General features: G+C 71.2%; 12 protein-coding genes. 7 read left to right on the top strand and 5 right to left on the bottom strand.

The window, feature by feature from the left end; genetic code table 11:
- Positions 1 to 23 precede the first annotated feature (23 nt).
- Both AC3A5R_RS22880 and AC3A5R_RS22875 read right to left on the bottom strand, forming a co-directional pair.
- Positions 24 to 1310, bottom strand: coding sequence for a toxic anion resistance protein (locus tag AC3A5R_RS22880; RefSeq protein ID WP_487623078.1), 1287 nt, complete (start codon positions 1308 to 1310; stop codon positions 24 to 26).
- A 383-nt stretch (positions 1311 to 1693) separates the two neighbouring features.
- On the bottom strand, positions 1694 to 2476 hold the full coding sequence (locus AC3A5R_RS22875; protein WP_487623077.1) for a dioxygenase family protein: 783 nt from the start codon (positions 2474 to 2476) through the stop codon (positions 1694 to 1696).
- A 126-nt stretch (positions 2477 to 2602) separates the two neighbouring features.
- Here AC3A5R_RS22875 and AC3A5R_RS22870 point away from each other — a divergent pair, with 126 nt between their 5' ends.
- The 6 genes from AC3A5R_RS22870 to AC3A5R_RS22845 all read left to right on the top strand — a co-directional run bounded on the left by AC3A5R_RS22870 (position 2603) and on the right by AC3A5R_RS22845 (position 9184).
- Positions 2603 to 3061 carry a GyrI-like domain-containing protein gene (locus AC3A5R_RS22870; RefSeq protein WP_487623076.1) on the top strand — a complete coding sequence of 153 codons (459 nt, stop codon included), beginning with the start codon at positions 2603 to 2605 and terminating at the stop codon, positions 3059 to 3061.
- A 191-nt stretch (positions 3062 to 3252) separates the two neighbouring features.
- The gene (gene topA / locus AC3A5R_RS22865; RefSeq protein WP_487623075.1) at positions 3253 to 6012 is read left to right on the top strand and encodes a type I DNA topoisomerase; all 2760 of its coding nucleotides are present in this window, start codon (positions 3253 to 3255) and stop codon (positions 6010 to 6012) included.
- Between the two features lie 112 nt (positions 6013 to 6124).
- Positions 6125 to 6562 carry an N-acetyltransferase family protein gene (locus AC3A5R_RS22860; RefSeq protein ID WP_487623074.1) on the top strand — a complete coding sequence of 146 codons (438 nt, stop codon included), beginning with the start codon at positions 6125 to 6127 and terminating at the stop codon, positions 6560 to 6562.
- Between the two features lie 59 nt (positions 6563 to 6621).
- Entirely contained in the window at positions 6622 to 7425 is an 804-nt protein-coding gene (locus AC3A5R_RS22855; protein WP_487623073.1) for a PIG-L deacetylase family protein, read from the top strand.
- Positions 7426 to 7477: 52 nt separating this feature from the next.
- Positions 7478 to 7945, top strand: coding sequence for an SCP2 sterol-binding domain-containing protein (locus AC3A5R_RS22850; protein ID WP_487623072.1), 468 nt, complete (start codon positions 7478 to 7480; stop codon positions 7943 to 7945).
- Positions 7946 to 7951: 6 nt separating this feature from the next.
- The gene (locus AC3A5R_RS22845; RefSeq protein ID WP_487623071.1) at positions 7952 to 9184 is read left to right on the top strand and encodes an acyl-CoA dehydrogenase family protein; all 1233 of its coding nucleotides are present in this window, start codon (positions 7952 to 7954) and stop codon (positions 9182 to 9184) included.
- Positions 9185 to 9353: 169 nt separating this feature from the next.
- Here the strand turns inward: AC3A5R_RS22845 and AC3A5R_RS22840 are convergent, their stop codons facing one another.
- Positions 9354 to 10739: a GntP family permease gene (locus AC3A5R_RS22840; protein WP_487623070.1), complete on the bottom strand. Its 1386-nt coding sequence runs from the start codon at positions 10737 to 10739 to the stop codon at positions 9354 to 9356.
- Positions 10736 to 11290 (bottom strand): gluconokinase, encoded by a 555-nt coding sequence (locus AC3A5R_RS22835; RefSeq protein WP_487623069.1) that lies wholly within the window; start codon positions 11288 to 11290, stop codon positions 10736 to 10738. The genes AC3A5R_RS22840 and AC3A5R_RS22835 overlap by 4 nt, the downstream gene beginning before the upstream one ends.
- A 157-nt stretch (positions 11291 to 11447) precedes the next feature.
- Between AC3A5R_RS22835 and AC3A5R_RS22830 the strand changes: the two genes are divergently transcribed.
- Positions 11448 to 12146, top strand: a complete 699-nt coding sequence (locus tag AC3A5R_RS22830; RefSeq protein ID WP_487623068.1) for a FadR/GntR family transcriptional regulator — start codon at positions 11448 to 11450, stop codon at positions 12144 to 12146.
- 153 nt (positions 12147 to 12299) lie between these two features.
- Here AC3A5R_RS22830 and AC3A5R_RS22825 read toward each other — a convergent pair whose 3' ends face one another.
- Positions 12300 to 14534 carry an NADP-dependent isocitrate dehydrogenase gene (locus AC3A5R_RS22825; RefSeq protein ID WP_487623067.1) on the bottom strand — a complete coding sequence of 745 codons (2235 nt, stop codon included), beginning with the start codon at positions 14532 to 14534 and terminating at the stop codon, positions 12300 to 12302.
- Positions 14535 to 14884 lie beyond the last annotated feature (350 nt).

The raw sequence follows: 14884 nt of genomic DNA, 5'->3' as shown, positions 1-14884 counted from the left end.
GACCGTGCTGCTGACCGTGCTGCTCATCGCGTCGGGCCGCTGAGGTCGAAGACGCCGGGGGCGGCGTTGGTGGACTGGCGAGCGTCGTGCGAGGCGACGCGCTCGAGATAGCTGCGCGACTTGGCGACCTCGGTCTCGAGGGTGCCGATCGTCGCGGCCATGTTGTCGAGCGCACGGACCTTGAACTGGTCGATGGTGTCCATCGTCTCGTAGATGTTGGCGAAGGCCTTCTGGAGCGACTCGATCGACAGCGTCGAGCTGGCGGCCTGCTCCTGGATGCGCGCGGAGTTCTGCTTCAGGGCCTCGGACGTGCGCTCGATGATCCCCGACGTCGTCGTGTTGAGCGCCGTGATCTGGTCGAGGACGAGCTGCTGGTTGTTGAGGGCCTGGGCCACGATGACGGCCGTGCGCAGCGCCGACACCGTCGTGGTGGTGGCCCGGTCGACGCCCTTGATGAGCTCGATGTTGTTCTTGATGATGATGTCGATGGCCAGGTAGTTCTGGATCGAAACGGCGAGCTGGGTCAGCAGGTCCTGGTGCTTCTGGCGCACATAGAACAGGACGTCCTCGCGCAGCGCCTTGGCCTTCTCGGGGTCGGCGGCATCGAGGGTCGCCACCTGCGCGGCGAGCCTGGCGTCGAGCCGCTCGGCGACGTAGACGTACTGGTTGAGCCGGCCCATCGACTCCCAGAGGTTCTTCTTCTCGAGGTTGAGGGCGACGTTGTCCTTGGTCAGCTCGTCCTGGCCGGACTGGAGCGAGTGCAGGATGCCGTTGAGGTGGCTCTGGGCCGACTGGTACTTGCGGAAGTAGTCGGTGACGCGGTCGCCGAACGGGATCATGCCGAGGAACTTCTTGGCGCCCTGGGCCTGGCCGGGGTCGAGGTCCTCGACGGTGCGGCGCAGGTCGAGGAGCGTCGTGCCGACCTTGGAGTTGCCCGACAGGCCGCCCTCGTTGAGCGCCTTGACCGGCATCTGGAGCATCCGGTTGCTGCTCTCGGCGGCGAAGCGGATCTCGTCGGTGCCCATGCTGCGCACGTCGGCCGCCTTGGCCTCCCACTCGGGGGACTTCGCGGTGGTGCGCATCAGGCCGTCGAGGTAGGTGTCGACCTTGGAGTCGAGGCCGGGCAGCGCCGCCTCGGGGACGGCCGGGGCCATCCTGGGTGCCGCGGTCTCGGCGACCGCCTGGGTCGGGGCCGGCGCGGTGAGGATGAAGGCCTCGCTCGGCGGCGGCGCCAGGGGCGTGACCTGCTGGGCCTGCGCCTGCTGGGCGGAAGCGGCTGCTGCGGCCTGGGCGGCTGGCTGGTCGGTCATCGTCGAACGGGTCCTTCCCCTCGGTGCCGGGCGCGTCGGCGACGCGTCCGAAGTCCCTCGCCCACGGGTCGGCGACCGGCCTGGGGCCGGAGGCGTCGCCCCGTCTCGGGCGTACGGCCACTCTACGTGCCGCGCGCCTGCGACGGGCAGACGATTCGAGGGGTTCCACGCCGGTTCCACGCGGGTTCCGTGTGGGTCCCACACCGTGTCGCGCGGGCCTCGCGGGGGAGGATCCGCGGGGCCCGCGCGACACGGTGTGGAGACACGGTGTGGACCGGGGCGGCCGCGGCCCGGCGCCAGGGGAAACACCGAGCCGCGGTCGCGTTTCGTGGGGTACCCCACGACTCTGGAACGAGACGGGCCCCCGGGGAGTTCCGCCGGAGTCAGCCGATCTGCCAGGAGCGCTTGCTCAGGCCGAACCAGAAGCCGTCGATGATGCTCTCCGAGGTGAGGCCTCCGGACGCCGAGGCGGCGCCGAGCGTCACGAACAGCGGCGCGAAGTGCTCGGTGCGCGGGTGGGCCTCTCGGGCAGCCGGTGCCTTGGCGAGGAAGTCGAGCAGGGCGTCGACGTCCTGGGCGGCCATGGCCTCCTGCGCCCAGTGGTCGAACTCGGCGCTGGCCCGGGGCGGCGTGCCGTCGGCACCGGCGGCCGGGTTGAACCAGCGCAGGTTGTGGGTCGTGAAGCCCGAGCCGACGATGAGGGTGCCCTGTTCGCGCAGCGGGGCGAGGCGTCGGCCGAGGTCGAAGAGGCCGCGCGGGTCGAGCGTCGGCATCGACATCTGCAGGACCGGTACGTCGGCGTCGGGGAACATCTCCTTGAGCGGGACGTAGGCACCGTGGTCGAGGCCGCGGGCCTCGTCGCGGTGCACCTCGTGGCCGGGGGAGGTGAGCAGACGCGTCACCTCGTCGGCGAGGCCGGGTGCGGCGGGCGCGTCGTAGGTCACCTCGTAGTACTTCTGCGGGAAGCCCCAGAAGTCGTAGGTGAGCGGGGCGCCGGTGGTCGAGCCCAGGGTCGTCGGGGCGTCCTCCCAGTGGGCCGAGACGATGAGGACGTCCTTGGGCTTGGGCAGGTCGGTCGACCATGCGGCGAGCTCCGCCGTCCATCGCCGGTCGTCGGCGAGCGGCGGGGCGCCGTGGCTCAGGTAGAGGACGGGTGCGGTGGACATGGGCGGCTCCTGTAGAAAGTTGAAACATAAACTATCACGGCAACGCCACCGTCGTGCCTTTTCTTCCGGACGCGTCCCGGGACGTTGTGCCCTGCCCCCGCCCGCTCGGCGGCGGGAGGGTGTGGCATGAGCGACATCCACGTGATCCACACGGCCGCGCAGCACACGGCCGTCGTCCGCGCCCAGGTCCCCCTGCAGGACCTGCCCGCATTCTTCGAGCGCGCGTACGGCCTGGTGCTCGCTGCCGTCCGGGCCCAGCGGGCCGCGCCCGTCGGACCGCCGTTCGCGCTCTACCACGGTATGCCCGGGGCGACCGTCGACGTCGAGGCCGGCTTCCCCGTCTCGGCCGCCGTGCCGGCCTCGGGCGACGTCGTGCCCGGCACGCTGCCCGCGGGAGAGGCGGTCGAAGCCGTCCACGTCGGCCCCTACGACCGCCTTCCGGACACGTACGCGGACGTGCAGGCGTGGATGGCCGAGCACCAGCTGAGCTCCGGCCCGCAGATGTGGGAGAGCTACCTCTCCGACCCCCAGAGCGAGCCGGACGCGTCCCGCTGGCGGACGCTCGTGGTCGTCCCGACGGCGTGACGACGGCGTGACGACGGCGTGACGACGGCGTGACGACGGCCTCGGCGCCGGGCGCCGGAGCCGAGCCCGGGCGTCCCGGCGTGCATCGGGATGTGGCGGACCGGGGTGGCGCACCTGTTACGGTCGGGGCGTTCCGCGTCGGAGCAGCGACGAATCCGCTGCACGTGAGAACGGGAAGTCGTAGGTGAGTCATGGCTGCAGGCAAGGGCCGCAAGCTCGTCATCGTCGAGTCGCCCGCGAAGGCGAAGACGATCGCGGGGTACCTGGGTGGGGACTTCGAGGTGGAGGCGTCGGTCGGGCACATCCGCGACCTGCCGAACCCCTCCGAGCTGCCCGCCGACATGAAGAAGGGCCCGTTCGGCAAGTTCGCCGTCGACGTCGACAACGGCTTCGAGCCGTACTACGTCGTCGACCCGGACAAGAAGAAGAAGGTCGCCGAGCTCAAGCGCCTCCTCAAGGACGCCAGCGAGCTCTACCTCGCCACCGATGAGGACCGCGAGGGCGAGGCCATCGCCTGGCACCTGCTCGAGGCCCTCAAGCCGCGGGTTCCCGTCAAGCGCATGGTGTTCCACGAGATCACCCGCGAGGCCATCCAGCGCGCCGTCAACGACACCCGCGAGCTCGACACCCGCCTCGTCGACGCCCAGGAGACCCGCCGCATCCTCGACCGCCTCTACGGCTACGAGGTCAGCCCGGTGCTGTGGCGCAAGGTCCGCCAGGGCCTCTCGGCCGGACGCGTCCAGTCGGTCGCGACGCGCATGGTCGTCGAGCGCGAGCGCGAGCGGATGGCGTTCGTCAAGGCGTCCTACTGGGACGTCGAGGGCGAGTTCACCCCGGGCGGCGAGCAGCAGCGCTTCGCCGCGCGCCTCGCCTCCGTCGACGGCGCCCGCGTGGCCACCGGCCGCGACTTCGCCGACACCGGCGAGCTGACCGGCAAGGGCGTCGTCCACCTCGAGGAGGGCCTGGCCCGCCGCATCGCCGAGGCGTGCACCGGTGCCGACGCCCGGGTCACCGACGTGCAGGAGAAGCCCTACACGCGTCGCCCGTCGGCCCCCTTCACCACCTCGACGCTGCAGCAGGAGGCTTCGCGCAAGCTGCGCCTCAGCAGCAAGAACGCGATGCGCGTCGCGCAGCGCCTCTACGAGAACGGCTACATCACCTACATGCGTACCGACAGCACGACGCTGTCGGACGCCGCCCTGACCGCCGCTCGCAGCCAGGCCCGCGACATGTACGGCGCCGAGTACGTGCCCGAGTCGCCGCGCCGGTACGAGAAGAAGGTCAAGAACGCGCAGGAGGCCCACGAGGCCATCCGCCCCGCCGGTGACCGCTTCCGCAGCCCGGCCCAGGTGGCCGGCGAGCTGCGCGGCGACGAGTTCGCCCTCTACGAGCTGATCTGGAAGCGCACCGTCGCCTCGCAGATGGCCGACGCCCGTGGTTCGACGGCCACGGTTCGGCTCTCGGTCGACACCGCGGTCGAGGGTGCCCGGCAGGTCGAGTTCTCGGCCTCGGGCACCGTCATCACCTTCAAGGGCTTCCTCGCCGCGTACGAGGAGGGCCGCGACGACGAGGCCGTGGCCCGCGCCGACGCCGCCGCCGAGGAGCGCCGCCTGCCCAAGCTGTCGACCGGCGTCGCCATCGAGGTGCTGAGCGCCGAGGCCGACGGCCACGAGACGAGCCCGCCGGCCCGCTACACCGAGGCCACGCTCGTCAAGGCGATGGAGGAGCGCGGCATCGGCCGCCCGTCCACCTACGCCGCGACGATCGGCACGATCCAGGACCGCGGCTACGTCTTCACCAAGGGCCAGGCGCTCGTGCCGACGTGGCTCGCCTTCGCCGTGACGCGCCTGCTCGAGGAGCACTTCGGCTCGCTCGTCGACTACGAGTTCACCGCCTCCATGGAGGAGGACCTCGACCGCATCGCCAACGGCGACGAGGGCCGGGTGCACTGGCTCGAGCAGTTCTACTTCGGCAACGAGCCCACCTCCGGCGCCGGCCTCCGGCAGCTCGTCGACGACCTCGGCGAGATCGACGCCAAGGAGATCAGCACGATCCCCCTCGGCGACGGCATGGTCGTGCGCGTCGGGCGCTACGGCCCGTACGTCGAGGAGGTGACGCCCCGCGGCGTCGACCTCGAGACCGGCGAGGTGGCCGAGGGCGCCGACCCGTCGGCGACGCCGCGACGCGCGACGATCACCGACGACGTCGCCCCCGACGAGATGACCCCCGAGAAGGCCCGCGAGCTGCTCGAGGTCGCCGCCGACGACGGCAAGGTGCTCGGCCAGGACCCCGAGACCGGCCGCGACATCATCGCCCGCGCCGGCCGCTACGGCCCGTACGTCACCGAGGTCATCGACGACGACGAGGCGCCCGCGGGCGACAAGCCCAAGGGACGCAAGGCCGCCAAGGTCAAGCCGCGCACCGCGTCGCTCTTCAAGGACATGGACCTCGCGACCATCGACCTCGACGCTGCGCTCAAGCTGCTCAGCCTGCCCCGCGTCGTCGGCGCCGACGCCGAGGGCGTCGAGATCACCGCCCAGAACGGCCGCTACGGCCCGTACCTCAAGAAGGGCACCGACTCGCGCTCCCTGCAGACCGAGCAGCAGCTCTTCGACATCACGCTCGAGGAGGCGCTGGCGATCTACGCCCAGCCCAAGCAGCGTGGACGCGCCGCGGCCGCCCCGCTCAAGGAGCTCGGCGCCGACCCGGTCAGCGGTAAGCCCGTCGTCGTCAAGGACGGCCGCTTCGGCCCGTACGTGACCGACGGCGACACCAACGCGACGCTGCGCAAGGACGACGACCCGGCGTCGATCACTCCGGAGCGCGGCTACGAGCTGCTCGCCGAGAAGCGCGCCAAGGGCCCGACGACCCGCAAGCGCGCAGCGAAGAAGACGACCCGCAAGACGGTCAAGAAGACCACGACGAAGAAGGCCGCCACCAAGAAGGCCTGACCCGCTCTCCCGATCGAAAGAGCACTCCGTCCCCCCTGAGCGTGACCGCGCGGTCACGCGGACGCGGACCGAGTGCTCTTTCGATCGTCCAGGGGGCGCTAGCGTCGCGGGTGTGATCGAGACCCGACGCCTCGAGGCGGCCGACCGGCCGCGCTGGGAGACGCTGTTCCGCGCGTACATCGACTTCTACGAGCGCACGCTCGACGACGCGGCCTACGACAGGGCGTGGCGCGAGATCGCCTCCGACGCAAGGCTGCACGGCCTCAGCGCATGGCTCGACGACGAGCTCGTCGGGATCGCGCACTTCCTCGTGCACCCGAGCTCGAGCGAGCCCGACCTCTGCTACCTCGAGGACCTCTTCACGGTGCCCGAGGCGCGGGGCCTCGGCGTCGCGAGCACCCTGGTCGCGGCGGTCGGGGAGTGGGCCCGCGCGCAGGGGTGCGGCAGCGTCTACTGGCAGACCCACGAGACGAACACGACCGCTCGTCGCCTCTACGACCGGCTCGCGAGGTACGAGGGTTTCGTCGTCTACACGATGCCGCTGGGGTGACCTGGCGGATCGGCCGCGGGGATGGCGTCGCTGTCGCCGACGGGTGAGAGGCTGCTCTCATGGCAACCGTCGTGTTCGTCCACGCCCACCCCGACGACGAGGCGTCCCAGACCTCCGGCTCGATGGCCCGGGCGGTGTCCGAGGGGCACCGCGTCGTCCTCGTCGTCGCCACCAACGGCGACCACGGCGACGCGCCCGACGACCTCGCCGAGGGCGAGACCGTCGTGCACCGCCGACGCGTCGAGGCCGAGGCTGCGGGCGCCGTCATCGGCACGCACCGCGTCGTCTTCCTCGGCTACGCCGACTCCGGCATGACGGGCTGGGCGCAGAACGACCACGAGGCCAGCTTCATGCGGGTCGACACCGACGAGGCAGCGGGCCGTGTCGCCGACGTGCTGCGCGAGGAGCAGGCCGACGTCGTCGTCGGCTACGACTGGCACGGCGGCTACGGCCACCCCGACCACGTCAAGGTGCACGCCGTCACCAAGCGGGCGGCCGAGCTCGCCGGCACGGCGCGCTACCTCGAGTCATCGATGAACCGCAGCGCGATGATCCGCTCGTTCGAGGCGGCCACGGCGGCGGGCCACGACGTCGGCGAGTGGGACCCCAGCGCGCCGATGGACGACGGCAACCCGCTCGGCAGCCTCGAGGAGGAGCTGCACTGGGCCTGCGACGTCAGCGACTTCCTCGAGGTCAAGCGCTCGGCGCTCAAGGCGCACGCGAGCCAGTCCGATGCCCGCAGCATGCTCGAGATGCCCGAGCAGATGTTCGCCATGGCCTTCGGGTGGGAGCACTTCATCGAGCCGGGGCGGCCGGACGGGATGGTCGTGGGGTGGTTCCTCGGCGGCGGAGCGGTCGGGTAGGTTACTGCCGGTAACCTCCACCGTTCCGAACCGTCTCCCGAAAGGGGCCACCATGTCCGACATGGACTTCGCGACCGCCACGCCCGAGCAGCTCGCGGCCGTCGAGCCGGCCGAGTTCATCCAGATCGTCAAGAAGATGTCCGACAAGGACGTCACGGCGCTGATGGCCACGGACAACCGCGAGGCGATCCTGAGCGCGATCTTCTCGCGCATGCCCGAGCTCTTCCGTGCCGACCGCGCCGGCTCCACCACGGCCACGACGCACTGGAGCATCACCGGTCGCCCCGACGGTGGCGCCGACGAGTGGACCGTCCGTTTCGCCGACGGCACCTGCACGGCACTGCCGGGCCACGACGGCGACGCCACGCTCACCCTGACGATGTCGCCCGTCGACTTCACCAAGGTCATCACCAAGAGCGGCAACCCGGTCATGATGTTCATGACCGGCAAGATCAAGGCCAAGGGCGACCTCGGCCTCGCCGCCAACATCGCGAACTTCTTCGACATCCCCAAGGGCTGAGCCCGGGTGGTCGAGTTCTCGCTGGCCCTCGACGACGACCAGCGCGAGCTGCGCGACTGGGTGCACGGCTTCGCCCGCGACGTCGTGCGCCCGGCCGCGGCCGAGTGGGACGTACGCGAGGAGACGCCGTGGCCGGTCATCCAGGAGGCGGCGCGCGCCGGGCTCTACGGGTTCGAGTTCCTCGCCCAGGCGTGGGCCGACCCCACCGGCATCGCCATCAACCTCGCCAACGAGGAGCTCTTCTGGGGTGACGCCGGCATCGGCATGTCGATCTTCGGCACGACCCTCGCCGTCGCCGCGATCTACGGCTCGGGCACGCCCGACCAGATGGTCGAGTGGCTGCCGCAGTGCTACGGCGACGCCGACGAGCCGAGGCTGGCCGCCTTCGCGACGACCGAGCCGCAGGCCGGCTCCGACGTCGCTGCCATGCGCACTCGGGCCCGGTACGACGAGGCCACGGACGAGTGGGTGCTGAACGGGCAGAAGGCCTACATCACCAACGGCGGCATCGCCACTGTCCACGTGGTGACCGCCGTCGTCGACCCCGACCTCGGCTCCCGCGGTCAGGCTGCCTTCGTCGTGCCGCCGGGAACCCCCGGGCTCGAGGGCGGCCGCAAGCTGCGCAAGCTCGGCCTGCGGGCCTCGCACACGGCCGACGTCTTCCTCGACGACGTCCGCGTTCCGGGCTCGTGCCTGCTCGGCGGCAAGGAGCGGCTCGACGAGCGCCTGGCCCGGGCCCGCGAGGGCAGCGGAGCCGGCAGCGGTGGTCGCCAGGGCGGCCAGGCCGCCATGCGCACCTTCGAGCTCACCCGCCCCACGGTCGGGGCGCAGGCCATCGGCATCGCTCGGGCCGCGTACGAGCACGCCCTCGACTACGCCAAGGACCGTGTCGCCTTCGGCCGACCGATCATCGAGAACCAGGCCATCGCGTTCGCCCTCGCCGACATGCGGACGGAGATCGACGCCGCGCGCCTGCTCGTGTGGCGCGCGGCGTGGATGGGAAAGACGAACCAGCCGTTCGGTGCGGCGGAGGGGTCGATGAGCAAGCTCAAGGCCGGCGAGGTCGCGGTGGCCGTCACCGACAAGGCGGTCCAGATCCTCGGCGGCGCCGGCTACGTGTCCGACCACCCGGTCGAGCGGTGGTCGCGCGACGCGAAGATCTACACGATCTTCGAGGGCACGAGCGAGATCCAGCGACTCGTCATCGCCCGCGCCATCAGCGGCGTCCGCATCCGCTGACCCCCGCCTCCCTCACCCGTCGAGAGGCCACGTTCGGTCGCCTCCGGCGCGTCGAAAGGCTACGTTCGGTCGCCTCCGGCGCGTCGAAAGGCCAGCACTCGCGACGAGAGCTGGCCTTTCGACTGTCGTGGAGCGACCACTCGTGGCCTCTCGACGGTTTGGGGGTGGGCTAGACGACGAGGTTGAGGAGCAGGACGAGGACGAGCCCGGTGACCGACAGGACGGTCTCCATGAGTGACCACGTCTTGATCGTCTGGCCGACCTTCATCCCGAAGTACTCCTTGACGAGCCAGAAGCCGGCGTCGTTGACGTGGGAGAAGAACACCGATCCGGCGCCGATGGCCAGGACCATGAGCGACACCTGGGTGGCCGGCATGCCGGCGGTCAGCGGCGCGAGGATGCCCGACGCCGTGACCGTGGCGACGGTGGCCGAGCCGGTGGCGAGGCGGATGAGGACCGCGACGAGCCAGGCGAGCAGGAGCACCGACAGGCCGCTGCCCGCGATCCAGTCGGCGACGAGCTTGCCGATGCCGGTGTCGACGAGCGTCTGCTTGAAACCGCCGCCGGCGGCGACGATGAGGATGATGCCGGCGATCGGGCCCAGCGAGGCCTCGAGCGAGGAGCTGACCTCCTTGACGCCCATGCCGGCGCCGCGGCCGAGCGTGAACATCGCGAGGATGACGGCGATGAGCAGGGCGACGAGAGGCGTGCCGAGGAAGTCGAGGGCGGCGCGGGCCGGGGTGTCCTTGCCGGCGAGGATGTCGGCGAGGGCCTTGCCCATCATGAGCACGACCGGGGTCAGGACCGTGAACAGCGTGATGCCGAACGACGGGCGACGGGTGGCCGCCTCGGCGCGGGGCTCGAAGAGGTCGGGCGCGGGCACGTCGACCCAGCGGGAGGCGAGGCGGGCGAACCACGGGCCGGCCACGGCGACCGTCGGGATCGCGACGAGGATGCCCAGGCCGAGGGTGATGCCGAGGTCGGCCTTGAGCGCGTCGATGGCCACGAGCGGGCCGGGGTGCGGCGGCACGAGGCCGTGCATCGCGGACAGGCCGGCGAGGGCCGGGATGCCGACCCGCACGAGCGACAGGCCGGAGCGGCGGGCGACGAGGAAGATCACCGGCATGAGCAGCACGAGGCCGATCTCGAAGAACATCGGCATGCCGATGATGGCGCCGACGCCGGCCATGGCCCAGGGGAGGGCCTTCGTCGAGCTGCGTCCGACGATGGTGTCGACGATCTCGTCGGCGCCGCCGGAGTCGGCGAGCAGCTTGCCGAACATCGCGCCGAGCGCGATGAGGATGCCGACGCCGGCCGCGGTGCTGCCGAAGCCCTTGGTGTAGCTGTCGATGACGTCGCTCATCGCGACGCCGGCCACGGCGCCGACGGTGAGCGAGCCCAGGGTCAGGGCGAGGAACGGGTGCAGCCGGAACCGCACGATGAGCAGGACGAGCACGGCGATGCCGAGCAGCGCGGCCGGCACGAGGCGCCCGGCGGGGATGGCCGGTGCGGCGTCGGCTGCGACGACCGACGCGGACAGCAGGGTGGTGGTCATGGCTGGGTCACTTCCGGGATGCGGGCGGCCAGGGGGCCGAGGGACTGCGTGACGAGGTCGTCGACGGGTTGGTCGACGTCGAGGACGGCGCCGTGCTCGACGGGACCGAGGGGCTCGAGGGTGGCGAACTGCGACTCGACGAGTGCGGCGGGCATGAAGTGCCCGGGGCGCCCGGCCACGCGCGTCGCGATGACCTCGGGGGTGCCGTGCAGGTGCAGGAAGTACACGTGCGGGGCGGCCGCGGCGAGCACGTCGCGGTAGGCGTGCTTGAGCGCCGAGCAGCTGGTGACGCCGCCGGTGATGGCGTGGTCGGCGAGCCACTGCGCGATCGTGGCCAGCCAGGGGCCACGGTCGTCGTCGGTGAGGGGGATGCCGGCCGACATCTTGTCGATGTTGGCCCGCGGGTGGAAGTCGTCGGCGTCGGTGAAGGGGACACGCAGACGCTGCGCCAGGGCGGCCCCGACGGTGGTCTTGCCCGAGCCGGACACCCCCATGACGACGACCAGGGGTGGTGGGTGGTGCTCTGTGTTCGCTGTCGTCCGTTGCGACATGCTCCGTGACTCCTTCGTCCGGCTCGATCGCTCTCTTCGTCGAGTCGCTCGGCCTAGAGTGGAGCAACAAGGACGTCTTTTCAAGACCTAGTGGCAAATAAAACAGATTTAAAGATGCGCACGGCCGAGCGGGTGTGCCGTGTGACAGGCTGGCGTCATGTCGACCGACCGCCGTCCTGCGCTCCACGCGAGCGTCCTCGATGCGCTCGGGCGGCAGGTCGTCTCCGGTGAGCTGCCGGCCGGGACGGTGCTGCGCATCGACCAGCTCGACGAGCGGTACGGGGTGTCGCGCTCGGTGGTCCGCGAGGCGGTCCGGGTGCTCGACTCGATGGGGCTGGTGGAGGCGCGCAAGCGGCTCGGGGTGCGGGTCATGCCGAGCACGGCGTGGAACGTCTTCGACCCGCGGGTCATCCGGTGGCGCCTCGACGGCCCGGGCCGGGAGGGTCAGCTGCTCTCCCTCGGCGAGCTGCGCCGCGGTGTCGAGCCGGTGGCGGCCGAGCTGGCCGCAGCGCACGCGACGCCGGAGCAGTGCGGGGCGATGACCGGGGCCGTGGTGGCGATGGCGGTGCACGCCAAGTCCGGTGACCTGGAGGCCTATCTTCAGGCCGACCAGACCTTCCACGCGACCCTGCTGGCGGCGTCGGGCAACGAGATGCTCGCTGCGCTGTCGGGGGTCGTCGGCGAGGTCCTCGCCGGCCGGACCCACCACGACCTGATGCCGTCCACGCCGAACCCGGTCGCGGTCCGGCTGCACGGTGACGTGGCCGAGGCCGTCCAGTCCGGCGACGGCGCAGCCGCCTCAGCCGCGATGCAGGCCATCATCGCCGAGGCCAGCGACGCGCTCCGCGAGGGCTGAGACGTCGAGAGGCCACCTTCGGTCGCCCTCCACCCGTCGAAAGGCCACGATCGGCTGCGCCAGACACGTCGAAAGGCCACGTTCTGGGAACGGAACGTGGCCTTTCGACGGTTCAGAGCCAGCCGAACGTGGCCCCTCGACGGTTGAGAGGGGTCAGGCGAGGGCGTCGATGATGCCGTTCAGCGTCGCGGACGGGCGCATGACCTCGGAGACCTTGGCCGGGTCGGGGCGGTAGTAGCCGCCGATCTCGACCGCATGGCCCTGGGCGCCGATGAGCTCGGCGTCGATGGCCTCGGCGTTGTCAGCGAGGGCCTTGGCCGTGTCGGCGAAGGCCGCCGCCAGCTCGGCGTCCTCGGTCTGCTGCGCCAGCTCCTGGGCCCAGTAGAGGGCCAGGTAGAAGTGGCTGCCGCGGTTGTCGATCTGGCCGACCTTGCGCGCCGGCGACTTGTTCTCGTCGAGGAGCCGGCCGGTGGCCCGGTCGAGCGTCTCGCCGAGCACCTTGGCGCGGGCGTTGCCGGTGGCCTCGGCGAGGTGCTCGAGGCTGACGGCGAGGGCGAGGAACTCCCCGAGGCTGTCCCAGCGCAGGTAGTCCTCCTGGACGAGCTGCTGCACGTGCTTCGGGGCCGAACCGCCGGCGCCGGTCTCGAAGAGGCCGCCGCCGTTGATGAGCGGGACGATCGAGAGCATCTTGGCCGACGTGCCGAGCTCGAGGATCGGAAAGAGGTCGGTGAGGTAGTCGCGCAGGACGTTGCCGGTGACCGAGATGGTGTCCTCGCCCCTGCGGATCCGCTCGAGCGAGTACGCGATGGCCTCGGCCGGCGCGAGGATCTCGATGGTCAGGCCCTCGGTGTCGTGCTCGCCGAGGTACTCCTTGACCTTGCCGATGAGGTTGGCGTCGTGCGCGCGGTCGGCGTCGAGCCAGAACACGGCGGGCGTGCCGGTGGCGCGGGCCCGGTTGACGGCGAGCTTGACCCAGTCGCGGATCGGCACGTCCTTGGTCTGGCAGGCGCGCCAGATGTCGCCGGCCGAGACAGTGTGCTCGAGGAGCGTCGCGCCCGAGCCGTCGACGATGCGCACGGTGCCGGCCTCGGCGATCTCGAACGTCTTGTCGTGGCTGCCGTACTCCTCGGCCTTCTGCGCCATTAGGCCGACGTTGGGCACCGAGCCCATCGTGGCCGGGTCGAAGGCGCCGTGGGCGCGGCAGTCGTCGAGGACGACCTGGTAGATCGGGGCGTACGAGCTGTCGGGCAGCACGGCGAGGGTGTCCTGCTCGTCGCCCGCGGCGTTCCACATGTGGCCCGAGGTGCGGATCATCGCCGGCATCGACGCGTCGACGATGACGTCGCTCGGCACGTGCAGGTTGGTGATGCCGCGGTTGCTGTCGACCATCGCGAGGGCCGGCCCGTCGGCGAGGGCCGCCTTGACGGCGTCCTCGACGGCCGCGCGCTGCTCGGCAGGCAGCGACTCGACGGCCTTGAGCATCGCGCCGAGGCCGTCGTTCGGCGACGCGCCGGCGGCGGCCAGCTCGGCGGCGTGCCCGGAGAAGAGGGCCGGGAAGAAGGCGCGGATGACGTGGCCGAAGATGATCGGGTCGGAGACCTTCATCATCGTGGCCTTGAGGTGCACCGAGAAGAGGACGCCCTCCTCCTTGGCACGCGCGACCTGCGCGGCGAGGAAGCGCTCGAGGGCGGCGACGTCCAGGTAGGTGGCGTCGACGACCTCACCGGCGAGCACCGGGAAGTCGGGCTTGAGGACCGTGACGGTGCCGTCGGCCGTGACGTGCTCGATGCGGATCGTGCTGTCGCCGTCGATGACGACCGACTTCTCGTTGTGGCGGAAGTCGTCGGCGTCCATCGTCGCGACGTTCGTCTTCGAGTCGGCGCTCCACGCGCCCATCGAGTGCGGGTGCTTGCGGGCGTAGCTCTTCACCGACGCGGGAGCCCGGCGGTCCGAGTTGCCCTCGCGCAGGACGGGGTTGACGGCCGAGCCCTTGATCTTGTCGTAGGCCGCACGAGCCGACTTTTCGGCGTCGGTGCTCGGGTTGTCGGGGTAGTCGGGCAGGGCGTAGCCCTGGCCCTGCAGCTCGGCGATCGCGGCCTTGAGCTGCGGGATCGACGCCGAGATGTTCGGCAGCTTGATGATGTTGGCCTCGGGCGTCTGCGCGAGCGCGCCCAGCTCGGCGAGCGCGTCGTGCCCGACGCCGGTGGCGGCCTGCTCGCTCGTCAGGGCATCGGGGAAGGCGGCGAGGATACGGCCCGACAGGGAGATGTCGCGCGTCTCGACGTCGACACCGGCCTGCTTGGCGAAGGCCGAGACGATGGGCAGCAGCGAGGCCGTCGCCAGCGCAGGGGCCTCGTCGGTGTGCGTGTAGATGATGGTCGAGTCCAACGCGGGTGCTCCGTTCGGTGTGCTCTGGTCGTGCCGGTGGGCTGTTCAGGCTCGGGTGGTGCGGACGAGTCGTCCGGTGCCGACGGGCCGGCCGCGGCGACAGGACGCCACGGTCCACCGGCAAGAAATCTTGACATCAAGATATCCGATGCGTCGCGGCCGTGGGGCCGCCGTCCCATCCTGCCGGGGTGGCCTGCGCCACGCCAGACGCGTCGAGCGCCTCGGACGCGTCGCGCCGGCGCACACCCGGGCCGGGCGGCGCTGCCTGTCCGCCGCCCCTAGGTGTACCCGGTCATGACGTTGGTGACAGGCGGCTGATCGGTGGGAGCCCGTCGAGGGCGGTGTGGCGT

It is taken from the genome of Intrasporangium sp. Soil_C_50, assembly GCF_057656595.1.
The sequence above is the reverse complement of the archived record's forward strand: the minus strand, read 5'-3'. Positions and strand labels throughout refer to the sequence as shown.